The sequence below is a fragment of the Bacillus mycoides genome (genome assembly GCF_000832605.1).
In the GTDB taxonomy this organism is placed as follows: Bacteria; Bacillota; Bacilli; order Bacillales; family Bacillaceae_G; genus Bacillus_A; species Bacillus_A mycoides.
Genome location: NZ_CP009692.1, coordinates 3,213,051 through 3,236,569, shown reverse-complemented (window position 1 = coordinate 3,236,569; position 23,519 = coordinate 3,213,051). Strand labels below are relative to the sequence as shown.

23 protein-coding genes and 4 pseudogenes are annotated in these 23,519 nt (G+C 34.5%); 22 read left to right on the top strand and 5 right to left on the bottom strand.

The window, feature by feature from the left end; translation table 11 throughout:
- Positions 1 to 80: 80 nt before the first annotated feature.
- Both BG05_RS18645 and BG05_RS18640 read left to right on the top strand, forming a co-directional pair.
- The gene (locus BG05_RS18645; RefSeq protein ID WP_002127579.1) at positions 81 to 449 is read left to right on the top strand and encodes a DUF4180 domain-containing protein; all 369 of its coding nucleotides are present in this window, start codon (positions 81 to 83) and stop codon (positions 447 to 449) included.
- Between the two features lie 190 nt (positions 450 to 639).
- Positions 640 to 1,407, top strand: coding sequence for an arylamine N-acetyltransferase family protein (locus BG05_RS18640; protein WP_003189638.1), 768 nt, complete (start codon positions 640 to 642; stop codon positions 1,405 to 1,407).
- 19 nt (positions 1,408 to 1,426) lie between these two features.
- Here BG05_RS18640 and BG05_RS18635 read toward each other — a convergent pair whose 3' ends face one another.
- Positions 1,427 to 1,609 carry a hypothetical protein gene (locus BG05_RS18635; RefSeq protein WP_002013279.1) on the bottom strand — a complete coding sequence of 61 codons (183 nt, stop codon included), beginning with the start codon at positions 1,607 to 1,609 and terminating at the stop codon, positions 1,427 to 1,429.
- A gap of 143 nt (positions 1,610 to 1,752) precedes the next feature.
- Between BG05_RS18635 and BG05_RS18630 the strand changes: the two genes are divergently transcribed.
- Both BG05_RS18630 and BG05_RS18625 read left to right on the top strand, forming a co-directional pair.
- A complete protein-coding gene (locus BG05_RS18630) occupies positions 1,753 to 2,406 on the top strand; it encodes a YdeI/OmpD-associated family protein (protein WP_002085348.1) in 654 nt (217 codons plus the stop codon).
- Positions 2,407 to 2,532: 126 nt separating this feature from the next.
- Positions 2,533 to 3,648: an NAD(P)/FAD-dependent oxidoreductase gene (locus BG05_RS18625; RefSeq protein ID WP_033734016.1), complete on the top strand. Its 1,116-nt coding sequence runs from the start codon at positions 2,533 to 2,535 to the stop codon at positions 3,646 to 3,648.
- Between the two features lie 427 nt (positions 3,649 to 4,075).
- Here BG05_RS18625 and pssA read toward each other — a convergent pair whose 3' ends face one another.
- Positions 4,076 to 4,567: a CDP-diacylglycerol--serine O-phosphatidyltransferase gene (gene pssA / locus BG05_RS18620; RefSeq protein WP_002085344.1), complete on the bottom strand. Its 492-nt coding sequence runs from the start codon at positions 4,565 to 4,567 to the stop codon at positions 4,076 to 4,078.
- Between the two features lie 535 nt (positions 4,568 to 5,102).
- On the opposite strand from pssA, the pseudogene BG05_RS31615 reads away from it, so the two are divergent.
- The 4 genes and pseudogenes from BG05_RS31615 to BG05_RS31610 all read left to right on the top strand — a co-directional run.
- Positions 5,103 to 5,207: pseudogene (locus tag BG05_RS31615) on the top strand (IS6 family transposase); the annotation flags it as partial.
- A 162-nt stretch (positions 5,208 to 5,369) separates the two neighbouring features.
- Positions 5,370 to 7,616, top strand: a complete 2,247-nt coding sequence (locus BG05_RS18615; protein ID WP_003189632.1) for an ABC transporter ATP-binding protein — start codon at positions 5,370 to 5,372, stop codon at positions 7,614 to 7,616.
- Positions 7,613 to 9,487 carry an ABC transporter ATP-binding protein gene (locus BG05_RS18610; protein WP_033734014.1) on the top strand — a complete coding sequence of 625 codons (1,875 nt, stop codon included), beginning with the start codon at positions 7,613 to 7,615 and terminating at the stop codon, positions 9,485 to 9,487. Before BG05_RS18615 ends, BG05_RS18610 begins: the two co-directional genes overlap by 4 nt.
- A gap of 493 nt (positions 9,488 to 9,980) precedes the next feature.
- A complete protein-coding gene (locus tag BG05_RS31610; protein ID WP_002099904.1) occupies positions 9,981 to 10,175 on the top strand; it encodes a hypothetical protein in 195 nt (64 codons plus the stop codon).
- A 181-nt stretch (positions 10,176 to 10,356) separates the two neighbouring features.
- Here the strand turns inward: BG05_RS31610 and BG05_RS31605 are convergent.
- Positions 10,357 to 10,513 (bottom strand): annotated as a pseudogene (locus tag BG05_RS31605) (FAD-dependent oxidoreductase); the annotation flags it as partial.
- A gap of 83 nt (positions 10,514 to 10,596) precedes the next feature.
- On the opposite strand from BG05_RS31605, the pseudogene BG05_RS18605 reads away from it, so the two are divergent.
- The 5 genes and pseudogenes from BG05_RS18605 (at position 10,597) to BG05_RS18585 (ending at position 15,418) form a co-directional block, all read left to right on the top strand.
- A pseudogene (locus BG05_RS18605) lies at positions 10,597 to 12,035 on the top strand (alpha-keto acid decarboxylase family protein).
- Between the two features lie 91 nt (positions 12,036 to 12,126).
- Complete coding sequence (locus tag BG05_RS18600; RefSeq protein WP_003189624.1) at positions 12,127 to 13,557, top strand: PQQ-dependent sugar dehydrogenase; 1,431 nt, start codon at positions 12,127 to 12,129, stop codon at positions 13,555 to 13,557.
- 198 nt (positions 13,558 to 13,755) lie between these two features.
- Positions 13,756 to 14,328: a YybS family protein gene (locus tag BG05_RS18595; protein ID WP_003189622.1), complete on the top strand. Its 573-nt coding sequence runs from the start codon at positions 13,756 to 13,758 to the stop codon at positions 14,326 to 14,328.
- A 68-nt stretch (positions 14,329 to 14,396) separates the two neighbouring features.
- Positions 14,397 to 14,960, top strand: coding sequence for a GNAT family N-acetyltransferase (locus BG05_RS18590; RefSeq protein ID WP_002127592.1), 564 nt, complete (start codon positions 14,397 to 14,399; stop codon positions 14,958 to 14,960).
- Positions 14,961 to 15,037: 77 nt separating this feature from the next.
- Positions 15,038 to 15,418, top strand: coding sequence for a nucleotide excision repair endonuclease (locus tag BG05_RS18585; RefSeq protein ID WP_002013261.1), 381 nt, complete (start codon positions 15,038 to 15,040; stop codon positions 15,416 to 15,418).
- A 126-nt stretch (positions 15,419 to 15,544) separates the two neighbouring features.
- Here the strand turns inward: BG05_RS18585 and BG05_RS18580 are convergent, their stop codons facing one another.
- Entirely contained in the window at positions 15,545 to 15,751 is a 207-nt protein-coding gene (locus BG05_RS18580; RefSeq protein ID WP_002127593.1) for a hypothetical protein, read from the bottom strand.
- A gap of 155 nt (positions 15,752 to 15,906) precedes the next feature.
- On the opposite strand from BG05_RS18580, the gene BG05_RS18575 reads away from it, so the two are divergent.
- The 5 genes from BG05_RS18575 (at position 15,907) to BG05_RS18555 (ending at position 19,683) form a co-directional block, all read left to right on the top strand.
- On the top strand, positions 15,907 to 16,686 hold the full coding sequence (locus tag BG05_RS18575) for an undecaprenyl-diphosphate phosphatase (RefSeq protein WP_002013258.1): 780 nt from the start codon (positions 15,907 to 15,909) through the stop codon (positions 16,684 to 16,686).
- 80 nt (positions 16,687 to 16,766) lie between these two features.
- Positions 16,767 to 18,089: an FAD-dependent oxidoreductase gene (locus BG05_RS18570; protein WP_002013257.1), complete on the top strand. Its 1,323-nt coding sequence runs from the start codon at positions 16,767 to 16,769 to the stop codon at positions 18,087 to 18,089.
- A 63-nt stretch (positions 18,090 to 18,152) separates the two neighbouring features.
- Positions 18,153 to 18,674: a GNAT family N-acetyltransferase gene (locus BG05_RS18565; RefSeq protein WP_003189618.1), complete on the top strand. Its 522-nt coding sequence runs from the start codon at positions 18,153 to 18,155 to the stop codon at positions 18,672 to 18,674.
- A 23-nt stretch (positions 18,675 to 18,697) separates the two neighbouring features.
- Complete coding sequence (locus tag BG05_RS18560) at positions 18,698 to 19,219, top strand: YfiT family bacillithiol transferase (RefSeq protein ID WP_002013255.1); 522 nt, start codon at positions 18,698 to 18,700, stop codon at positions 19,217 to 19,219.
- Positions 19,159 to 19,683, top strand: coding sequence for a GNAT family N-acetyltransferase (locus tag BG05_RS18555; RefSeq protein WP_050541045.1), 525 nt, complete (start codon positions 19,159 to 19,161; stop codon positions 19,681 to 19,683). Before BG05_RS18560 ends, BG05_RS18555 begins: the two co-directional genes overlap by 61 nt.
- Positions 19,684 to 19,804: 121 nt before the next feature.
- Here BG05_RS18555 and BG05_RS18550 read toward each other — a convergent pair whose 3' ends face one another.
- Positions 19,805 to 20,182 carry a PH domain-containing protein gene (locus BG05_RS18550; protein WP_002065713.1) on the bottom strand — a complete coding sequence of 126 codons (378 nt, stop codon included), beginning with the start codon at positions 20,180 to 20,182 and terminating at the stop codon, positions 19,805 to 19,807.
- Between the two features lie 179 nt (positions 20,183 to 20,361).
- Between BG05_RS18550 and BG05_RS18545 the strand changes: the two genes are divergently transcribed.
- The 4 genes and pseudogenes from BG05_RS18545 (at position 20,362) to BG05_RS18530 (ending at position 23,514) form a co-directional block, all read left to right on the top strand.
- Positions 20,362 to 21,213, top strand: coding sequence for a patatin-like phospholipase family protein (locus BG05_RS18545; RefSeq protein WP_002013252.1), 852 nt, complete (start codon positions 20,362 to 20,364; stop codon positions 21,211 to 21,213).
- A gap of 12 nt (positions 21,214 to 21,225) precedes the next feature.
- The gene (locus tag BG05_RS18540; protein WP_002127599.1) at positions 21,226 to 21,597 is read left to right on the top strand and encodes a YxiJ-like family protein; all 372 of its coding nucleotides are present in this window, start codon (positions 21,226 to 21,228) and stop codon (positions 21,595 to 21,597) included.
- A 270-nt stretch (positions 21,598 to 21,867) separates the two neighbouring features.
- Positions 21,868 to 22,230 carry a hypothetical protein gene (locus BG05_RS18535; protein ID WP_002127600.1) on the top strand — a complete coding sequence of 121 codons (363 nt, stop codon included), beginning with the start codon at positions 21,868 to 21,870 and terminating at the stop codon, positions 22,228 to 22,230.
- An 87-nt stretch (positions 22,231 to 22,317) separates the two neighbouring features.
- Positions 22,318 to 23,514 (top strand): annotated as a pseudogene (locus tag BG05_RS18530) (alpha/beta hydrolase).
- Positions 23,515 to 23,519 lie beyond the last annotated feature (5 nt).

Genomic DNA, 23,519 nt, shown 5'->3' with positions numbered 1-23,519 from the left:
GGCAAATCATTTATGTGTGTTAATGAAGATCTACACAGCATGTTTAATATATACTTTATAAATTATAGAGGGGTGAGACTATGGAAATAAAGAAAGTAGTAATTGGCGGAATAAATATTGCCGTCGTCAGAAACGATACAGTATTAATATCCGACGTTCAATCTGCATTAGATCTCATGGCAACAGTTCAATATGAAGCGGATTCAAAGCGGATTGCTATCAATAAATCATTAATAAGTGAAAGTTTCTTTGACTTAAAAACACGTCTTGCGGGTGATATTCTTCAAAAGTTTATTAATTACAGCGTGAAAATTGCTATCATCGGGGATTTTTCTATGTACACTAGTAAAAGCCTAAAAGATTTCATTTATGAATGTAATAAAGGTAAGGATATTTTTTTCTTAGCAACTGAGCAACAAGCAATTGAAAAATTAAGCTCATTGAAATAAAGATATAAAATGTAATTCGAAAGAGGCATCCGTGAAGGTGCCTCTTATTTGTATTTTTATATAAATATGTTTTTCAAATTTAAATTTTGTACCGGTACAGTAACTGCAAATGTACATTGTTACTATATCCCTTCAAATTTACAATCAGCATATATTATTTTAATTTATAACTTATTAAGGGGTGCTGAATATGACAAAGTTACAAGATCAACTTTTCACAAGATTAAACCTTGAAAAACGTACTGAAATAAAATTTGAAGAATTAAGTACAATACTCTTTGCATTTGCCCACACAATCCCGTTTGAGAATTTAAATGTAATAGCAAGTAATGCGAATACAATTTCTATGAAAAACTTACAAGAGAAAATTTTAACTAGTTCTCGAGGTGGGCTTTGTTATGAATTAAATACTCTTTTTTACTATTTTTTAAAAGATAGTGGTTATGATGTACAACTCGCACTAGGTACCGTATATAAAAATGATATAAACGCTTGGGCACTTGAAGATGGGCATATAACAATTATTTTAAATTACGAAAACGTAAGGTACTTAATTGATGTAGGTATTGCTTCATTAGTACCTCTTGTGCCAGTACCGTTTACTGGCGAACTTGTTTCTTCTAAAAACGGTTCGTATCGAGTAAGACAAAAAGATACGAGTAAAGGAAACTATGTTCTAGAAAGAATAGATGTTGATGGAGAATGGAAAGTTTGTCATGCTTTTTATAAACATATTATTGATGAGACAGTAGTAAACGATGTTCAAAGAAGAGTGATAGAAGATGAGAAATCTATTTTCAATAAAGGACCCATTGCAGTAAAATTGACGAACTTTGGCCATGTCTCATTAACGAATACTATTTTAACTGAAATTATTTATGGAGAAAAAACGAAGCGTGAAATTACAGAAAATCAATATAAAGAGCTTTTATATACTTTATTTGCTATTGAGTTGTGAATATAAAAATAGCCGGTTCTTATTCAGAATCGGCTATTTTTATTATTTTTGGTTTAAATGGTTTTCGTCTAATATGTTTCGGAAACTGCGGTATAGTTAACGTTTTTAACGTTTCCTCAGCTTCTTCATATGTATGAAAGACTGGCTCTTTTCCATTATCTCCTTGCAAAACTAGCCCTTCATCTCGGATTACATACGGCATAAAACCACTACTTATAGTAAAAAATTATGGTCTATTGAAACAGAATGATACGATTTCAAGTTTAATTTTCTTAATAGATATAATACACTAGAACAGTATAAAGAAGTATATAAAATGAATATGGGATGCAAAGGAAGATTATAATGTCAGTTATTGATAAATTGAAACTAAATAAGTATACAAATATGGTCGTAATTAACGAACCAAGTGATTATGACATTTTCACAGGTAAAGAAACCTCATTTTCAAAAGAACATGATGCTATTTTTATTTTTGTTGAAACACTTGATGAAATGGTGAAACAAACGAATTTTATTATTAGTAATGAAGAATTACTAATTGAAAAAGGTTACGTGTTTTTCGCATATCCGAAAAAAGGTAATGCTCGTTACAGTACGTTTATTCACCGTGATGAGATGTTTCCGGCATTAAACGTTGGAGATGATGGATATGTGGGGGAAAGCGAAATTAAATTTGCGCGAATGGTAAGTATGGATGATGTCTTTACAGTTGTAGGTTTAAAACGTGAAAAGAAAAAAGCGAAGAAAACACCTGCAGCGAGTCAATGTGTTGCTGATTATGCAGACCGTATTCAAGATGTTGAAGCATTATTGGCTAATCATCCAGCTGAACTTAAGTTTTATCAAAGTTTAACTCCTGGTTATCAAAAAGATTGGGCACGTAATTTATTTTCTGTGAAACAAGAAAAAACACGCGATAAACGTCTTGAGAAAATGATTGAAATCCTTTCACAAGGCTATAAAACAATTGAATTATTCCGTAAGAAGAAAAAATAATGATTAGGAACGTCACAATGATGCAACAATTAATTACGTTGAGCACATTGAAAAAAGGATTCCTTTCAGTATACTAAAGTATGTTCTTATATTTAAATAATTAGCAAAAGAGAAAAGGTGTTTGAAATGAAATCGTATATTGTAGTTGGATCTGGAATTTTAGGGGCATCTACTGCCTATCATCTTGCTAAGGCTGGTGCGAAGGTTACTATTGTAGATCGTCAAGATTTAGGTCAAGCAACTGATGCAGCAGCAGGTATTGTCTGTCCGTGGCTGTCGCAACGTCGTAATAAAGCATGGTATAAAATCGTTAAAGGCGGTGCACGTTACTATTCTTCGTTAATTCAGCAATTAGAAGAAGACGGTGAAACGGATACAGGTTACAACCGTGTAGGTGCAATTAGTTTACATACTGATGAGAAAAAACTAGATCAAATGGAAGAGCGAGCGTATAAACGCCGTGAAGATGCACCAGAGATTGGTGAAATCACTCGCTTATCAGCTGAAGAAACGAAAAAATTATTCCCAGCATTATCGGAAGAATATAGTTCTGTTCATATTAGTGGCGCTGCACGAGTAAATGGAAGATTATTACGCAACGCATTAATAAGCGCTGCGAAAAAAAATGGTGCAACTTTCATAAAAGGTGATGCAGTATTAGTCCGTGAAGGGAATCATATTACGGGAGTTAAAGTAAATGACGAAACAATTGTAGCGGAAAAGGTAATGGTAACTGCAGGCGCATGGGCGAACGAAATCTTGAATCCATTAGGAATTAATTTCTTAGTTACGTTCCAAAAAGGACAAATTGTTCATTTGCAAATTGAAAATACAGCAACAGAAAATATGCCAGTTGTTATGCCGCCGAACGATCAATATATTTTAACATTTGACAATGGCCATGTCGTAATTGGTGCAACGCATGAGAATGATACTGGTTTCGATCACCGTGTAACAGCTGGTGGTTTACATGAAGTATTCCATAAAGCGTTAACAGTAGCGCCTGGTTTAGAAGATGGTACAATGCTTGAAACTAGAGTTGGCTTCAGGCCATTTACGCCAGGATTCTTACCTGTTATTGGCCAACTCCCTAATTTTGAAGGCATACTCATTGCAAACGGATTAGGTGCTTCAGGATTAACAGCAGGTCCATACTTAGGATCAGAACTTGCGAAACTTGCGTTAGGGCAACCGATTGAATTAGATTTAAATGATTATGATGTTGCTGGGGCAATGGAATAGTAATAAACAAAAAGATTAGGAGTGATTTCCTAATCTTTTTATTATGTTATTTAAGCGGTAGGAGTTCTTTTAAACAAGGGGTACCACCACACCGCTATCAAGCTAAGAAAATAAATAATCCACAAAACGAAAATTTTTTGCCCTTTATAGCAACGAAGTGCATTTTTATCGTTTGAGGTATTAGAGAAGAAAGATTGATTCGTTCAATATAGAGGCGAAAATACATATCAGAAATATAAACAATAGCCCCAAAAACTGGAGGCTATTCAATTTCACAATCTATTATGAGCAATTACAATAGGTAAGCTCTTTAAAGTCTGTCCCATCGCTGCATTCGTAAAATGATGAATAACATCGAAACCCTCAACTTGATGGATATTAGCGAACCGTTCCACAAATGAAATTAAAGCGATAGACGGGATCCCAATTAAAGTTTTTTAAACCTAATTGGACTTACCATTAAGAGAGCGAGGATTAATGTAATCCATGCATTGCTATATGAAAACAATCCCATACCGGCCAATGGTAATCCAGCAGCTGGAATAGGTAATCCCTTAAAATATCCAATGGTTGGTTTTACACTAAATTTAGCTAATCTTAAAGCACCCATCGTTGGGAAAAGGATAAATGCCAAAGAAGTTAAAATAGATGGTGTTGCTATCGAATGAAATAAAAGTGCAGGAGCAACTCCGAAACTAACAATATCAGCTAAGGAATCCAATTGTACACCAAACTCACTGTTCACTTTTAATTTTCTCGCAATTCTTCCATCAAGGAGATCTAAAACAGCTGAAAAGAAAATAAAAATGGAGGCTACTTCCAAATAGTCACTCATATTCATGGTAATTGAAAAAACACCGCACAATAAATTTCCAATCGTAAATAAATTGGGTACAGCTTTTACTATTTGATTGAACAAGGTTGTCCCCCCTAAGTTGATCAAACTTCACGTTTATGTAGCATTTTCTATATATTCTTCCGTTATTCTTGAAAATATATGACCACTGTATGCTAATAAATTTCGGCAAGAGAAAAGCCGATTTCCTGTACGTTATGTTGGTTTATAAACATGTTTGATCAAAGGTAAGTCTATTACTGCTGATTTACCTAATATAAAAAGCCTGTTTTTGAAAAAAAAGAGTTATCAAAATAGGCTCTAAACATATTTTATAGAATCACTTTTTATAAAATATAGTTGATTATTTTCGGTACGCGTTGTTGAATATTAGCACTCGATAGTTGAAGTGCCGAGTAGTCAAGCATTTTCCTCCGATTGGTGGATAAGACCAACCGCTCCAGTTTTAAATGTATTGTTTATTATAAGTTTAAGATTGATTTTGTCCGTAATTTCTTTAATAAAGGTAGTCCACTGCCTAGGACTACAGGAAACATATTAATCCGATATTCATCAATCAATTCAGGTAGTTTACGAAATTCTGGTTTTCCGCCAGAAAAGATTAGTTAGATATATTAATTATATAGTGGAACAAGATCATCGTTTTATTAAGAAACATGTGCGTTCTATTTTTGGATTTAAGTCCTATAAAACAACATCTACACACTAAAAGATGCATCATATCTTCATATAGTCATAAAATTAATTTGTAGTCGAAAATACGTAAAGAGCTGCTAGAATGAATTACTGAGAATACGAAGAATAAAGGAGAGAAGCGGAGTAAAAACTAAAAAAATTAGACAAAGAAAATGGAGAGATGAACTAAATGTTAAAGATCATCAAACATTTAAAACCATTTATTGCTTCCATCATTGCAGTTGTATGTCTTTTAACTGTACAGGCAGTATGCGATCTATCACTGCCAGACTACATGTCTAACATTGTCAATGTAGGGATTCAACAAAAAGGTGTAGAAAATGCAGTACCTGAGGTTATTCGTAAAAGTGAAATGGATAAACTTACGCTCTTTATGAATGAAAATGAGAAGAAAAAAGTTGCTGACAACTATGTACATTTAGATAAGAACAGCCTCTCTCAAAGTGAACTAAAAAATGACTTAAAAGATTATCCGCAGCTTGATAAAGAGCCACTTTATAAGTTACATACAGAAGATAAAAAAATAATTAACGAACTTAACGATATCTTTGGGAAACCAATGTTAATTACACAAGGAATTGAAAAAGGTGGCTCATCTGCTTTCTCTCCTGCTGCGACAGGTGACAACAACACACCAGCGAAACTTCCGCCAAATACAGATCCTTTTGCAATCATTGCGAAACTTCCTCAAGATCAAATCAATGTAATGAAAGAAAAGGCAGATGAAAAGTTTAAGAATATGCCAGGCAGCATGGTAACACAATCAGCTGTTTCATACATTGAGAATGAGTATAAGAAAATCGGTATCAATACTGATAAACTTCAATCTAATTTTATTCTTACTTCCGGCGGGAAAATGCTACTTTTATCCTTAGTAAGTATGGCAGCTACCGTTATCGTGAGTTTACTTGCTGCAAAAGTAGCTGCAGGACTCGGCAGAGACCTTAGAAAGAAAGTATTCCGGAAAGTTACAAACTTCTCGAATGCGGAGTTTGATAAGTTTTCCACTGCATCTCTAATCACAAGAAGTACAAATGATATCCAACAAGTTCAAACACTTATGGTTATGATGCTTCGCATTGTATTCTATGCACCAATTTTAGGTATCGGCGGCATTATTAAAGTACTTACTACAGACCTTTCAATGGGATGGATTATCGCAGTTGCGGTAATTGCGATTTTAAGCCTAGTCATTGGTTTATTTAGCATCGCGATTCCTAAGTTTAAGCGTATCCAAAAGTTAGTAGATAAAATTAACTTAATCACTCGTGAATCTTTAACCGGTATGCTAGTTATTCGTGCTTTTAATACTCAAAAACATGAAGAAAAGAAATTTGAAAAAGGAAATCAAGATTTAACAAAAACAAATTTATTTGTAAGCCGTTTAATGTCATTTATGATGCCAATGATGATGTTTATCATGAATGCCGTTACTGTACTTATTATTTGGGTTGGATCACACCAAGTGGATATGGGACATATGCAAGTTGGTGATTTGATGGCATTTATGCAATATACAATGCAAATCATCATGGCCTTCTTAATGATTTCAATGGTATCTATTATGGTTCCACGTGCTTCAGTTTCCGCACAACGTATCGCAGAAGTTTTAGATACTGACATTACCATTAGTGATGTAAAAGAGCCGAAAACATTTGCTTCAGACAAGAAAGGTTACGTTGAATTTAAAAATGTTGGCTTTAGATACCCAGGTGCAGAAGAAGATGTGCTTTCCAATATCACCTTTACTGCAAAACCTGGTGAAACGACAGCTTTCATCGGAAGTACAGGTAGTGGTAAATCAACATTAATCAACTTAATTCCACGCTTTTACGATGTCACAAGCGGCCAAATATTAATAGATGGCACGGATATTAGAGAAGTATCTCAGAAGGAATTAAGAGAGAAAATTGGTTATGTACCGCAAAAAGGAGTTCTCTTCTCAGGTACAATCGAGAGTAATTTGAAATATGGTAAAAAAGAAGCAACTGAAGAAGAACTCGAAAAAGCGGCGGAAATCGCGCAAGCTATGGAGTTTATTAACGCGAAACCTGAAAGCTTCCGCACAGAAATATCACAAGGTGGTACGAACGTTTCCGGTGGTCAAAAACAAAGACTTTCTATTGCGCGTGCTCTTACGAAAAAATCGGAAATCTTCATATTCGATGATAGTTTCTCAGCTCTTGACTTTAAGACAGACGCAGCATTGCGCAGAGCTTTAAACAATGAGATTACAGGAAGTACTATTTTACTTATTGCCCAAAGAATCAGTACAATCATGAATGCCGATAAGATTATTGTACTTGACGAAGGAAAAATAATTGGAACTGGTACTCATGAAGAGCTTATGGAAAACTGTGAAGTTTATAAGCAAATTGCTTTATCACAACTTTCAAGAGAGGAGTTGTCATCATGAGTGATAGAAAAATAGAAAATAGAAAACAAAGCGGCCCTGGTCCTGGCGGTGGCGGTCCTATGGGCGGCGGCATGAGAAAGATTGAGAAAGCAAAAAACTTCAAAGGAACGATGAATAAACTCCTTCAATACTTGAAGCCCTATAAATTACCAATCTTAGTCGTTATCCTTTTCGCAATCGGTAGTGCAGCCTTTACAATCGTTGGTCCAAAAATTTTAGGAAACGCGACAACAAAACTTTTCGAAGGACTCGTAAGCAAAGTATCAGGAGCACCCGGTGCGGCCATTGACTTTACCTATATCGGAAACATTGTCATTTTACTCCTTGGATTATATATACTGAGCACTGTGTTTGGTATTATCCAGGGGTACATTATTTCTGGAGTAGCTCAAAAAGTATCTTATAACTTCAGAAAAGAAATCGATGAAAAAATTAACCGTATGCCGCTGAAATACTTTGATAAAACAACGCACGGCGAAGTATTATCGAGAATTACAAATGACGTAGATACGGTGAGCCAAACTTTAAACCAAAGTATGTCGCAAATCATCACATCCGTTATTACAATCATCGGTGTACTTATCATGATGTTATCAATCAGCTGGCAAATGACATTAGTGGCGCTTTTAATATTGCCAGTATCGATGATTCTCATCATGGCAGTCGTAAAACGATCACAAAAATACTTCAAATCCCAGCAAGAATATTTAGGACACGTAAACGGTCAGGTCGAAGAAATTTATAGTGGTCACAATATCGTAAAAGCCTTCAACAAAGAAGAAGAAGAAGTGAAAAAATTCGAAAAGGTAAATGATACTCTTTACCATTCCGCATGGAAATCTCAATTTTTATCTGGAATGATGATGCCGATTATGACATTTATCGGTAATATCGGTTACGTCGCTGTATCTATTTTAGGTGGATGGCTTGCGGTAAAGAGAACCATCGCAGTTGGAGACATTTTAGCCTTTGTGCAATATGTTAGAAGCTTTACGCAACCAATCGCTCAAGTAGCACAAATCGCGAACGTACTTCAATCTACTGCAGCTGCTGCAGAAAGAGTCTTCGAATTTTTAGAAGAAGAAGAGGAAGTGTCAGAAGCAGAAAATCCAGTGAAGCTGCAAAAAGTTCAAGGACAAGTTACCTTCCAAGATGTTCAATTTGGATACAATCCAGATAAGATCATCATCAATAATTTCTCATCTAACATTAAACCTGGACAAAAGGTAGCAATCGTCGGACCAACCGGAGCTGGTAAAACAACGATTGTAAAACTGTTAATGCGTTTCTATGACATAAACAGCGGTGCAATATGTATCGACGGTCACGATATAAAAGACTTCACGCGAGAAGACCTGCGCAACATGTTTGGTATGGTACTTCAAGACACTTGGCTATTTAACGGCTCCATCATGGAAAATATACGTTACGGTAGACTCGATGCTACAGACGAAGAAGTAATTGAAGCAGCGAAAGCAGCTCACGTTCACAACTTCGTAAAAACATTACCAAATAAATATCAAATGGAACTAAACGAAGAAGCAAGCAACGTATCTCAAGGACAAAAGCAACTACTAACAATTGCACGTGCCCTTATAGCGGATCCGAAAATATTAATACTCGATGAAGCAACAAGCTCCATTGACACTCGTACAGAAGTACTGATTCAAAAAGCGATGGAAAACCTTATGGAAGGTAGAACAAGCTTCATTATCGCTCATAGATTATCAACAATACGTGATGCAGATTTAATCCTTGTCATGAAAGACGGAGATATTGTAGAACAAGGTAATCATGAAGAGTTATTGAAAGCTGATGGTTTCTATGCTTCGCTTTATAATAGTCAGTTTGAAGGTGCGGATGCTTCTTGAGTTAGGTGAAAGTCCATTTAAATAACTAAACCCACGAAGAAAATGCATTTTCTTCGTGGGTTTTTATCATTTTTAAGGTTCTGTTACAAAGTTTTTAAAAGTAAGCTAGACATTTGCAAAACAGAGTGAGGAGCATGATATTTGCAAGCTTTTCAAGAAGAGAAAAGGCTGAAGAAAAAGGCTAAGCAAAAGAATGAGAAATATAGCGTTCCTAGTAATACAGCTGACTTCATGAATGAGCTATGGAAGTAAAGGAATAAGTAAATGCGAGGATAAATGATTTTTGATTAAATTTATATTTACTGTTTTAGGCGCTGCCGTGATCGGTTTAGCGTCTTGTTTGTTGTTAAGGGATGAAATAGATTTGAAACTTAAAGATTAGATAATAATATTATTACTTTAAAATGCAGAAAGCAGGCTAGTAAACAAGCTATTTTTGTTTTTTAGCATAGAATATGATGAATCCTAAAGTTAAGAGGAGGTAATTATATTTATGGGATGTAATGGTAATTTCAGACGTTTCCGAGATTGTGATAGATTTTGGGATGATTTAATGTTTTGCAGACGCAGACATAGAGATTGTGATAACCGTCGTTGTAGACGTGACCGCGACTGTGATTGTGATGAATGTCGTCGTAGACGTAATCATGATCGTGACTGTGATTGCGATAATCGTCGAGATTGGTAAATTTCTTTCAATGAGTGCGTTTCTTCACAGCACTCGTTTTTTTATTTATGGGTTTTCTGAACTCTTTATTGATAATATATAAAATACGAAGAATGTAGTTGTAATATATGGTTGTACAAAAATCTTCACCGTAAAACAAAGTGGGCTAAAAGTGATCGAGAAGAGTTAAAGAAAGCATTAGAGTATTAATTAATACATTCTTTTGACCAGAGGTGATTTCACCGATGTAAGGAATCTTGTCCAGTGTAATGTTTTAGTATTTCTTCTCCTTCTCCTGTTTTATGACTTTCTCCAGAGATAATGATTATTTCTTCTCCATTAATTGTTGCACAACGGATAACCGGTTTAATTAAAGGGAATTATCAAAAAGGGTACTATAAAATAGAACAAGCCAAAGAAATAGATAAGGAGTGAGCAAGCGATGGACAACATGATTAATACGGGTAACTTTGGTTTACAAAGGGGCCCTGCTCAAAAAACGGTTGGCCAGTATTTGTTCGATTGCCTGAAACTGGAGGGCATAACCGAAATTTTTGGTGTCGCAGGGGACTATAATTTTACACTTCTTGATACTTTGGAGTGTTATAACGGCATCCGTTTTATAGAAGGACGAAATGAACTAAACTCGGGCTACGCTGCAGATGGCTATGCAAGAATCAAAGGAATATCGGCTCTTATTACGACCTTCGGGGTCGGGGAGCTCAGCGCCTGCAATGCGATAGCGGGAGCCAACAGCGAGCATGTGCCAATTATACACATTGTGGGTGCGCCTCCTGAGAAGGATCAGAAAGAGCATAAGCTGATGCATCACACCTTAATGGATGGAAATTTTGACGTCTTTCGCAAGGTGTATGAGCAGATTACGGCATATACCGCGGTGCTTACGCCGGAAAATGCCAAGATTGAAATTCAGACTGCAATTCGCATTGCTAAGGAAAAGAAAAAGCCGGTATACCTGGTTGTGGCTAATGATTTAGTGACCAAGCCGATTAAAGTCTGGACAGAACCGGCACCACCACGTCCAACATCCAACCCGAATACCCTTCAGGCTGCAGTGAATCATGTCCGTCTGCTTTTGGAACGTTCCCACCGACCAGTTATCTTGGTGGATGTGAAAACGATGCGATTCGGCCTTCAGACAGCGACTCGGCAGCTAGCCGATGCAATGAATGTGCCTGTTGTAACGATGATGTACGGGAAGGGCGGATTCGACGAGAACCATCCAAATTATATCGGAATGTATTTAGGCTCTTTCGGGAGGACTGAAGTCCAAAGTACAGTGGAGAATGCAGATTGTATCATTGCGATTGGTATGGTATGGGCGGATACAAACACCGCAAGTTTTACCGCAAAGCTGAACCCACTGATAACTGTCAATAATATATTGGGCAAGGTGGATGGCAGTCCATCGGTTACGCAATTCCTTCGGCGTTCGGTGCTATTATGGCCGCACCGGAACGCCGAGTATTGCTGTTTACAGGTGACGGCGCCCTGCAGCTAACAGCACAGGAAATCAGTTCTATGCTCTATTACGACTGCAAGCCCATAATCTTTGTCTTGAACAACGATGGTTATACAATTGAGAAATATTTAAATGTCAAAACAGAGGATCAAAAGTACAACGAAATCCCTCGTTGGTCTTACACCAAGCTGGCCGAAGTTTTTGGAGGTAACGCGTTTACCGTTACGGTCCGGACCTATGGAGAGCTTGATCAGGCTATAATCCATGCTGAAAAGGAAAGCGCCGAAAGACTCTGTATAATTGAAATGATCGCAGGGAATTCGATGGACGCACCTGAATATATGCGACGGATGCGTAGTTATATGGAGAATCAGGAAATGCAGCGCGGTCAGAAATAGTATCCAATTCCCTAGTCCCTAATTGAATACTAATCGAACAGTTCTAATCATACTCTTTTAATAAAACGCAATTAAAGGGGTGTAAAGTGAGTTGACAAAAGTTAAGGTTAATTTACGGCCAATCGTTCATAACATAAATTTACCAACTGTAATAAAAGCAGCCATACTTCCAGGTGAATCGGCTGAAAGACTATTTATTGCAACCCAGGTAGGAGAAATCTTTTACATAGGAGACGGAGTTATAAGGACTTTTTTAGATATTCGCCCGCGAATTATCAAATTAGGCACGTTTGAAGAAGGTGTCTCTAGTAGCGGTTATGATGAACGCGGATTGCTAGGACTAGCGTTTCATCCACAATTTTATCAAAACGGTTTATTTTACCTTCATTATTCAGTAGCTGGCACTCAAGGTCCGGGTGCCCTTTCTGAACCTTTTAAACCTAATCCGTGTGATCCGAAAACTTTAAACTTAAAGTGGGTAAATAGAGATACTCAATATGATCATATTGATACGGTTGAGGAATGGATTTTACAATCACATAGTCAACCTCAAAAACGGCGGACATTACTTAACATAAGAAGGCCCTTTTTTAATCATAACGGAGTCAATAGTTTAAACTTTTCACCTGAGAGTGGAAAACTTGTTTTTACAAATGGAGATGGTGGATCGGGTTATGATCCATTTAATTTAAGCCAGGATGATTTAGAAATAGCGGGCAAAATAATTGAAATTGATGTAAGTAAAAATACATTCATAAATAACCCTCCAGTAGTTACACGCTTTAATGAGTTTCCTTTATCTATACAAGAAACACTTACAGTAATTGCGAAAGGAGTTCGGAATATAACAGGTATTTCATTTCAAAGGTTTTATAATCAATATATCAAATATGCTGGAAATGTCGGGCAGGATATTGTAGAGTCTATTTTTTCGTTTGTTCATTATAAACCCATACCGGTTACCGAACTTGTTCAAACGCATTTAATGAGATCCACTCCCAATCAAGATGGATTTATTAATTTTGGTTGGCGAGGATGGGAAGGAGAATTTCCTACTTCTTTTATAAGGCACTGTTCTGAGAATCCTACTTTGGATGAGAGAACAATGGCTTATTATAATGAAACAATAGAAACATCAGTGAGGCGCATACAGCCCCTAATTAGTTATTTTCATAAAGATTCCAGAGCAGATAAGTTTGGAGGAACCTCACTTACAGGAGTACAACCATATATGGGAACTACAATTCCTAGTTTAACTGGTAGTATCGTGTTTACTGATCTTGCTAAGAAAGAAGAATTTCAATCTCCAGTAAAGGGAGTGTTAGCTTTTACTAGAGCAGCTCTAGACGGGAAACGTAATGATTTTCATGTTATTGAAACCACTTATGATTTTGGGACTCAAGCAGCTTATTATGTTAGTTTAGGAACAAACTTAGATCAAACTAGATTATATTTAGGAGTTTATGGTTCTATGAAAGTAACTGAATTTAACAAAGGTACTATTTTTGAAATTGTTCCATGATACGGTATAAACTCTTAGTCTAAAAATATATGGAATTCATACTTTTTCAAACGCACGACTTAGCGCCTCTTAAAAAACCTTCTATGGATAAACATCTATTGTATAGTGATTCCTAACAAGCAGAAAGTAAAACATAACCAATAAGTATTTGAATAAAAATAGAAAGTGGTGAATTAAGTCTCTTTAGGGGGGAATTTGATGAATCGCTTTAGAAGCTATTGGTATCAATGGATGATAGAGCAGGATGCGAATTTTGTTCATAAAAGAAAGGTGACGCCTGCAAGTAGGTTAGTCATTACAGCATTACTCGGTTCATTTGCTGCTATTTTTCAATCTGCGGGGAACTTACTCCCTGGAATTGGCTTATTTATTAGTCCTTTCGCGACGCTACCGATTTTTCTAGCTATTTGTTATTCTATTCGTGAGGGAGTACTTTCTTATATTCTTACTATTTTCCTATTATTCATTATTGAGCCAAGTGAACTAATTGTCTTTCCCTTTACTACAGGCTTATTAGGTATAGCGTTAGGAGTATCCTTTTTACAATTCAAGAGGAGGATTTGGGTAATTTCCTTTTCAGCGATATGTCTACTTATAGGAATTATGATCATTCTCGATATCTTCCGTTTTCCTGTACTTGGTCCTACTATTCATACGACTATGGATATAAAAGTTATTACATTAATATTTATACTGAGTTTTTTATACTGCTGGATCTATGCAGAGTTGTGTAGAATAATAATGAATAGAGTATATAAAGTATGGTCTTAGCAATTGCATAAAATCTTTTTGAACAAATACACTTTCTCATATATTTTTAAAAATTGGAGATGTAAGCCATGTATAACATTGAAATTAGAAGGCCGAATTCGAATGATTTAGATGAATTACATTTGTTTTTTCGTCTTGTTATTACTAATACATTTAAAAACGAAGGGTTATCACATCTATTAGATGACATAGAAAATGAAATTAACTCGAAAAAGAAATATTTAAAAAATGATTTTGATAGTAATGGAGAAAGTCGTTACTTTTTATTAGCAATAGATACAAGTAACGATAAAATCATTGGAACGATTGAAATCGGTCCAGCAAGTACATTGATTAATAGTTGTACAGACGGTGTACTTAAGGATTTGTATGAAATAGGAACTGTATTTATACTTCCGGAGTATCAAAGAAAAGGTATAGGGAGTTTACTGCTAAATACAATGTATCTTACATTACTTAGCAGAGGAATAACCGAATGCTGTTTAGATAGTGGATACAAAAAAGCACAAAGTATATGGACAAAAAAGTTTGGAAAACCTAGTTATGTGCTGAAGGATTATTGGGGCGAATCAAACGATCATATGATTTGGAAAAAAAGTTTACATGATATACCTATAATATTTGAATTATAAAATGAAATATCTCTCTTAACATAGCTTTTCTTACATACTTATGCTATTATTTATCTTTATAATAAAAGAGGACGTGAATGAACTTGATTAAAATTAATATTCCTGAAGCTGATGTTTCAATTACTGAACGTAACCAAGTTATTAAAGGAGACGAGCCATTAATTACTCCAATTAACGGTTTTATCGATTTCCACTTGTTCCCTAGAGATAAAGGCGGCATTTTTATGTTTTACAATATTAATGACGAACTTCTTTTCGTAGGTAAAGCTCGTAAAATTAGACAACGTATTAAAAAGCATTTTGAAGATAATGTTTCACCAATCAAAAATAATCGTGATGAAGTATACCGTATCGATGCATGTATCGTAGAAGATCCAACTGAAAGAGAAATTTACGAAACATACATCATTAATAAGTACAAAGCGAAATATAACGTTGATAAAGTGTTTTATAAATAAACAACATTAGCGAAATGAAACAATCCTAGTACATACACTAGGATTGTTTTTATTTATATAGCTTTGTAATTTTTGTCCGTAATGATTTTCCTCGCATTTGTTCCTCCTTATAAGGGAATAGATTATTTAATCGGCAGAATTTTTTCGTATTTTAAAGTAATGAGCGGCAATTAAACAAAGTACCCCTATAAATAACATAATAATTCCAAAAGTTTTATGCTTTCCTTCGAAGAAAGGTATGTCTGTAATTACATTTGTCATACATAAGCCTAAGAACACAAGAATTGGTCCAATCCAAAGTAATATGTTGCCTAATTTTGTGTGTTTCTCCATGTAAACCTTCCTTTTTTACATATATATCCATATTTATCGCAATCCATAACTTCTAAATAAAGGTTAAAGTAAATCCCCAAGAGAAATATATTTTCTTTCATAACAAAAATTAAAGCATCATATATTGGTACAAGCAAATGAGAAAGGAGATCATCATGAATTGGCTAGAAGCTTTTATTTTAGGAATTATTCAAGGGCTGACAGAGTTTTTACCTATAAGCAGTACAGGTCACCTATATTTAGGGCGACATATTTTTCAGTTAGATGAGGCAGGTTTGTTTTTAGATACGATGCTGCATATAGGGACGTTACTTGCGGTGTTTATTTATTATAGAAAAGAATTTATTTATTTAATAAAAAATCCATTTTCAAAGCTTATGCTATTACTTATTGTCGGGACGATACCTGCGGTTGTAATCGGCTTATTATTTAAAGACTTTTTTGAAGATATTTCAAAAACAGGTATAACAATAGGTTGGGAGTTTTTAGTGACGGGTTTATTTCTTTATATGGCCGATAAACAAAAGAACGGTCGTAAAAAAATGAATGATATTACATATAAAGATGCATTCATAATTGGTTCATTTCAAGCAGTAGCTATATTTCCAGCAATTTCCCGTTCTGGAATGACAATTGTCGCTGCATTATGGAGAAAGTTAGACCGCGAAACAGCGGCGTACTTTTCCTTTTTATTATCAACACCAGCTATTGTCGGAGCTATCATCTTGCAATTTGCAGATGTTTTTCAAGGGAAAGCTGAATCTATTTCTAGTACATCACTAATTGTCGGAACATTATCAGCAGCGTTCTTTGGTTACATAGCAGTTTCGTGGATGATTCAATATTTAAAACGTCATTCTTTAAAAGTATTCGCGTATTACGTATGGGGATTAGGTATTTTAATTTTAATGTTGCAATTCACACAGGTGTTTTAAATATAATTATCAAGGAATTATTAGTTAAGATCCGGTTCCATTCATACACGACAGGATCTCTTTTCATTAAGGGGGAAAAAATGTTTACTAAGGCTATTGTTATTGGTGGAAGTATCGCAGGAAAACTCGCCGCAAAGGCTTTATCAAATACGTTTGAAGAAGTAATCATTGTAGAAGCTGGTGAAGAATGGGATGGAAATGGTCCGCGAAAAAGAGTTCCGCAAAGTAATCATCCGCATGTGTTATTAAAAGGCGGCGAAGAAGCACTTGAGGAGTTGTTTCCTAACATTACTAATGAATTAATTGAAGCAGGTAGCATCGTAAATAACTTTACTCGCGATTTAAAATGGCATCAGTTCGGCCTATGGAAGCAGCCTTTCAAAGGCGAAATAAATATGATTCAACAAAGTCGTCTTCTGTTAGAATCGCATATTCAAAAACGAATTGAACAAGTTTCAAATGTTACTTCGAAGTATGAAATGTTGGTTGAAGGATTACTAGTAGATAACAAACTTAATAAAGTCTATGGAATAACAGCTAAATGTTTGAAAACAGGAATGAAAGAAGAATTTCATGCAGATCTTGTTGTTGATGCAAGTGGATTTGGTTCGAAAAGTATAGATTGGTTACAAGAATACAATTTCGAAGTACAAGAAGAGAAAGTAAGAATTGATTTGTTTTACGCAACTAGAATGTTTAGGCTCAAAGAAAAAGAGAAATTAGACTGCTGTAATATGCTTATGTCTCCAAGTTTTCCTGAGAATCCTTATGGTGTTCTAATTCAAACGATTGAAGATGACCGTTATTTTGTTACTTTTAGTGGATATGCGAATGAAAAAGCACCGCAAACAGATGATGAATTTTATGATTTTGCTGAAAACCTATCAATCACTAATGTTACAGAGTTTCTAAACAAATCTGAGGCGATTACCGATATAAAAACGTACAAAATTCCATATCAAGTACGCAGGCGATTTGATCTAGTTAATAATTTGCCTGAAGGATTGTTAGTAGTTGGAGATGCGCATTGTCGTTTTGATCCAGTTTTCGGACAAGGTGTTTCAGTTGCAGCTATGGAAGCTCACCAATTGCAACTAATTCTTCAAGGGAGAAAAAGGCTTGATAAAACATTAACTCGAGAGTTTTATAGGAAGACTGCTATGATTATCAAAACACCTTGGGAAATGACCACAACGGAGATAGCACGTCATCCTAAGTTACAGAAAGAATTAACTACGAAACAAAAATTTCAGCAATGGTATACGAAACAAATATATCAACTTTCTGCAAGTGATTCTGATATTTATATTCGGTTAGTCAGAGTTATGAACTTAATTCGTAGTCCATTTCATCTTTTTCATCCTAGAGTATTACTTACTGTATTACTCAGACGAAAGAAATAGCAGGAAAATTATCGTTTAAAAAAGAATGTATAACAGTTAGTAAATCAAGAAGGAGTAAACGGGATGGAAATATACATAGAACAATTAAAGAATCAAGACGCTGAAGATTTATTTAATTTTGAACTCACGAACAAATCATTTTTTGAAACAATGGTACCAAGTCGTGGCTCTAATTATTACGTGTATGAATACTTTCAAAAGCAACTTGCCGAACTATTAAAAGAACAAACTGAGGGGATTTCTTATTTTCATCTCATACGTAATACAGAAAAAGAAATTGTAGGACGTATCAATTTAGTTGATGTAGATAAGGAAAAACGAATTGGGTCGTTAGGCTACCGAGTTGGAGAGGATTTTACAAAAAAAGGAGTTGCAGCAGCATCTGTAAAATTGATTTTGGCTCAAGCAAGAGTCTATGAAATTAATGAAATACATGCTATGACAACAACAAATAACATAGCTTCACAAATTGTATTAGAAAAGAACGGATTTTCTCGTGAAAAGCAAGCGGAGACAACTACTGTAGATTTAAACGGAGAAAACGTAAATTTCGTACATTATATTTGGAGGACTACTAAGGGTTAAAAATAATAGGGAGGGACATGTACATGAAGGATTTACGTTATCCAATAGGTCAATTTACTTACGTAGGAACTATTACAGAAGAAATAATTGATAAATGGATTCAAGAAATAGAGGATTTACCTAATGAACTAGCAAGAGCGATAAAAGATTTAGATCAGAAGCAGTTAGATACACCGTATCGCGTCGGTGGATGGACTGTTCGCCAAGTAGTTCATCATGTTGTTGATAGTCATATGAATAGCTACATACGCTTTAAATTAGCACTGACAGAAAAGAATCCAACTATTAAACCGTACAAAGAAGAAAAATGGGCAGAGCTACCTGACTCGAAATTACCAGTAGATGTTTCACTTGTAATGCTAGATTCATTACATAAAAGATGGATTAACTTATTATATTCTTTAGAACCGGCAGATTTAGAAAAGACATTTAATCATCCTGAATCAGGAGAAACAAAACTTGCTGCTGCAATTGGACTATATGCATGGCACGGTCGTCATCATACAGCTCATATTACTTCTTTAAGAGAGCGTTTAAATTGGTAACATTAGAGAAGGCGACAGAAATTGATGCAGCAGTTTTATTTCAAATGCAAATAGACTCATTTAGTCCTTTATTAAATAAATATAAAGACTATGAAACAAATCCAGCAAATGAATCTATTGAAAAAACTATTTTAAGAATAAATAATCCGAGCAACAACTTTTATAAGATGATAATAGATTCGAACCTTGTTGAAGCGATATGTATATCCCAAAAAGAAAGACCTTATAAATTTTGGATCAGTCCAATGTTCATTCATCCAATCTATCAAGGGAAAGGAATCGCTAAGAAGGTACTTATTTTAATTGAAGAGATGTTTCCAGAAGCACGGAGTTTTGAACTTGCTACGATTTTAGAAGAAGAAAGAAATTGTTTTCTATACGAAAAAATGGGGTATAAAAGAACAGAAGTAATAAAGAAATTAAATGATAAAACTACACTTATTTATTACAAAAAAGAAAGGTGAAGCATTTGAAATACGCTTTACCTTTTTATGTTATTTTAGATTAAATATACAAAAACAACGCATATTCTTCCAAAATACTCGGGTTAGTAATTTCGATAATGAATAAATATGCGAAAAGGCGTTATTTCGTCGTATATGTTACTAACGCTTTTTGAATGCTTAAAATACTATCGTCACCTTTAAATTCTTTCGTAATTGGATCATCCATACTAGATACCCAAATTTTAAGCTCTGCATCTAAATCAAAATGCCCAGCTGTTTCAATGCTAAATTGTGTAATGCTTTTATAAGGAATAGAATGATACTCTGTTTTTTTACCTGATATTCCTTGTTTATCTACTAAAATAAGACGACGATTTGTAAATACGATTAAATCACGAATTAATTTATAAGCATGCTCAACTTTCTCATCGTCTAGCATAATCTTTTCTAAATCACGTTCAACGCTTTCTGTACTCGCACTTGATGCATTTCCTAAAATACCACTAAATAAACCCATATGAAATTCCTCCTTTATAATATGTGGAATGAGTTTCTTATATTGTACCATGCGAATGGCTAATAGATTATGACATTGCTTCAATAGTTTTTTGTTATTATTGCAACCAATTTATATAACCTCATCCTAAAATCTTGTGCTAACATATAATTAAGAAAACAGAAGTAGAGGGATATAGCATGAAAAATATCGGTTTAGTATTAGAAGGCGGCGGAATGAAAGGATTATATACTGCAGGAGTACTCGAATATTTTATGGAAAGGGACTTATTCTTTCCGTATGTAGTCGGTGTATCCGCCGGAGCGTGTATGGGAGCAACATATTTGTCACGTCAAAAAGGAAGAAATAAAAAAGTGAATACAGAGCTAGTAGCAGATCACAGGTATATATCTTATCGAAACTTAATTCAAAAACGTGAATTATTTGGAATGGATTTTTTATTTGATGAAGTACCAAACAAAATTGTACCGTTTGATTTTCAAACATTCCTAAATTCAAATGAACAGTTTGTAATCGGAACGACTGATTGTGAATCTGGACAGGCAGTTTATTATAATAAAACAGAACATGGAAATGATATTTTAAAAATTATTCGTGCATCAAGCTCTGTGCCGTTTATAGCACCTGCTGTAGAATATGATAATCGAAAATTGTTAGATGGAGGGATTATAGATCCTATTCCAGTTTTTAAAGCGCAAAATGATGGTTATTTAAAAAACGTTGTTATAATGACAAAGCCAGAAGGATACGAGAAGCAGCGTAATAAATTTTCTGGACTAGCTAAAATTTTATATAGAAGATATCCAAAAATCGCAGAGCATTTAGTAGAACATTATCGTTTTTATAATGAAACTGTATCTTATATGAATCACAACGAACAAAAAGATAATTTTTATGTAATTCAGCCAAGCGCACAGCTTCCTATAAGCGGAATAGAAAGAAATAAAGAGAAACTTGTTAACCTATATAATCTCGGCTATACAGATGCTCAATATCATTATGAAAAATTATTAAATTGGATAGAGAAATAAAGGGGTGGAAAGTTGCTATTAGGTAAAAAGGTTATTTTTAATGAATTGCAGAAAATGCATAGTCCGCTGCTTAAACCGTTTCCGAATTGTGACCTTCGAAAAATACGAAAAGATTTTAATAATATGTTTACAGAAGATGATTGCATAAGCGCTGATTTAAATTATTATTGGATGCATACAGCAGGTACTTTAAGTTACATACTTAATAACAACGAAAAGGAGATTGTGTTTGATCAAATAAAGTGGCTAAAGAAATCGTTTTTTGAATGGTTTCCGCAATATCGTTTTATAGAAACAGAAATTGTGAAGTATCCCATTTTGTATAGAGATTTCATGAATTATGAGAAGGCCCGGAAACTATTACTGTATTATCTTACTGAATAAAAATAAAAACGTACAAGTTATGCTGCTTGTGCGTTTTTTTGTTCATAAAAAATACAATTTTAATACCTTGTTTATATAGGGATTCTAATACGAAGAAAGAAGTACATATAGAATGATGTAAAGGAGGGAGAGGCGTTTAGATACCGTTTTCCTTTAATCCATTATCCAATTCGAATATAGTTAGTTATTTATGATAAAATATTTCGAGTGAAATCAAGTACTTATTATATCCAGTATTAAATAAGTTAAGCCAGGAGGAACAATAGTAACATGGAAAACGTGTCAAATATAGATAAATTGGAATCAATAAAATCTTTACAATCGACAATTCGTAAACTTGAAAATGCTTTTTCACAGATGACTCAAAAGGGAGCAAATACTACCTTAGTGAAAAAAAGGCTTAAAGCCGTTTGTATAGGGCTAGCAGTGTTAGAGAACGTGTGGAATCAAGAAAGTCATCGGTATAGCCAAGAAGAGTTAGCAGAAGCTCGTAATATCCTTGCTGGTTTGCTTCCATCAATTGAGAGAGCCTATGATAAGTCTAAGGCTGGTAGTCCTCAAAGAACACTTTTAGAAAGAAGAATAAAAGCGTTGGAACTTTCTATTCAGGCAATTGATAAACCTTCTAAATAAATAACTCATCTAAATACATAACATACTAATCCTAAATTTTATAAAAGCAATCTAGTGAAAAGAAAGAAATACAAAGGAGGCAGATGGGTGACTTCAATAATTAGTCCTAAGTTAGAGGAGCTTAATAATCAATTAAAAAAAGGAAACGAGAAAGCAATTTATACTTTTTTGCATGAAATAAAGTCAAATAATACGCCACTAATAGAACAATATCCTGTAGAAAATCAGTATAAGCTTATAACGTATATATGGTTAGAGGATCAAAAAACTGAAAACGTTTATGTATTCGGTAGTTTTCCTGGTTGGGATCTGTCTGTAAATCAACTACAACGGTTGTTACAGACAGATATTTGGTATGTAACGTTTAGGACGGATGAGAGTTTTATTTCAACGTACTATTTTTCAGTAAACGATTTTTTCGAAAATGATTGGATAAAGCGCAGTGAAAAGTACCAACTAGATCGATTTAATAAAAATACATTTGGAGAAGATGCCAATAAAGCGTCTGTGTTAAACATAGGAATGGAAGTACAGTATAGCGGTCGTTTTCCTTCAGATCATTATCCATCTGGAAAAATTGAAACATATTCTTTTCATAGTACGATTTTAAATGACACACGTAAAATTTATATTTATACGCCTCATGACTATTCTCACACTTCACATCTTCAAGAACTTCTCATTGTGTTTGATGGGAATTCATTCATTAATAACCTTTCAATCGCAAGAACACTCAATTATTTAATATACGAAAAAGAAATCCCATCTTGTATTGCTGTTGCAATAGAACCCGTTGATCGACTAGAAGAGCTAACTTATAACGATAAAATGAATACATTTTAAACGGAGGAACTACTTCCATGGATTCAAGCTAGGTATCACGTATATCAAGAAAAGAATCATACAACAATTGCTGGTTTCAGTCTTGGTGGCTTAGCAGCTTTTTATGCAGCGCTTCAAAATCCACATGTTTTCGGAAACGTGTTGTCAATGTCTGGATCCGTGCATTGGAAAAAGGATGGTTATGAAAATCAAATTCCTTGGATTGAAAATCAAATTTCATCTATAGATTCTAATACGAGTCAACCTCATTTTTACATAGCAGCAGGAGAACTTGAAAACAAACCTCTTTTAACGGCTAATAGACGCCTGTATAAAGCTTTAAAAGAAAAAGGATACCGAATTACTTATGAAGAGTTTCAAGGCGGTCATGACGGTGTTTGGTGGCGAGAAAAGTTATTTGATGGGTTGAAAGCATTAAAACATATAAAAACCACACTATAAAATAA

Bases quoted from the DNA above. Each gene is read 5' to 3' on its own strand.
- BG05_RS18645 (WP_002127579.1), top strand. From the start codon at position 81: ATGGAAATAAAGAAAGTAGTAATTGGCGGAATAAATATTGCCGTCGTC.
- BG05_RS18640 (WP_003189638.1), top strand. From the start codon at position 640: ATGACAAAGTTACAAGATCAACTTTTCACAAGATTAAACCTTGAAAAA.
- BG05_RS18635 (WP_002013279.1), bottom strand. From the start codon at position 1,609: ATGCCGTATGTAATCCGAGATGAAGGGCTAGTTTTGCAAGGAGATAAT.
- BG05_RS18630 (WP_002085348.1), top strand. From the start codon at position 1,753: ATGTCAGTTATTGATAAATTGAAACTAAATAAGTATACAAATATGGTC.
- BG05_RS18625 (WP_033734016.1), top strand. From the start codon at position 2,533: ATGAAATCGTATATTGTAGTTGGATCTGGAATTTTAGGGGCATCTACT.
- BG05_RS18615 (WP_003189632.1), top strand. From the start codon at position 5,370: ATGTTAAAGATCATCAAACATTTAAAACCATTTATTGCTTCCATCATT.
- BG05_RS18610 (WP_033734014.1), top strand. From the start codon at position 7,613: ATGAGTGATAGAAAAATAGAAAATAGAAAACAAAGCGGCCCTGGTCCT.
- BG05_RS31610 (WP_002099904.1), top strand. From the start codon at position 9,981: ATGGGATGTAATGGTAATTTCAGACGTTTCCGAGATTGTGATAGATTT.
- BG05_RS18595 (WP_003189622.1), top strand. From the start codon at position 13,756: ATGAATCGCTTTAGAAGCTATTGGTATCAATGGATGATAGAGCAGGAT.
- BG05_RS18590 (WP_002127592.1), top strand. From the start codon at position 14,397: ATGTATAACATTGAAATTAGAAGGCCGAATTCGAATGATTTAGATGAA.
- BG05_RS18585 (WP_002013261.1), top strand. From the start codon at position 15,038: ATGAACTTGATTAAAATTAATATTCCTGAAGCTGATGTTTCAATTACT.
- BG05_RS18580 (WP_002127593.1), bottom strand. From the start codon at position 15,751: ATGGAGAAACACACAAAATTAGGCAACATATTACTTTGGATTGGACCA.
- BG05_RS18575 (WP_002013258.1), top strand. From the start codon at position 15,907: ATGAATTGGCTAGAAGCTTTTATTTTAGGAATTATTCAAGGGCTGACA.
- BG05_RS18570 (WP_002013257.1), top strand. From the start codon at position 16,767: ATGTTTACTAAGGCTATTGTTATTGGTGGAAGTATCGCAGGAAAACTC.
- BG05_RS18565 (WP_003189618.1), top strand. From the start codon at position 18,153: ATGGAAATATACATAGAACAATTAAAGAATCAAGACGCTGAAGATTTA.
- BG05_RS18560 (WP_002013255.1), top strand. From the start codon at position 18,698: ATGAAGGATTTACGTTATCCAATAGGTCAATTTACTTACGTAGGAACT.
- BG05_RS18555 (WP_050541045.1), top strand. From the start codon at position 19,159: ATGGCACGGTCGTCATCATACAGCTCATATTACTTCTTTAAGAGAGCG.
- BG05_RS18550 (WP_002065713.1), bottom strand. From the start codon at position 20,182: ATGGGTTTATTTAGTGGTATTTTAGGAAATGCATCAAGTGCGAGTACA.
- BG05_RS18545 (WP_002013252.1), top strand. From the start codon at position 20,362: ATGAAAAATATCGGTTTAGTATTAGAAGGCGGCGGAATGAAAGGATTA.
- BG05_RS18535 (WP_002127600.1), top strand. From the start codon at position 21,868: ATGGAAAACGTGTCAAATATAGATAAATTGGAATCAATAAAATCTTTA.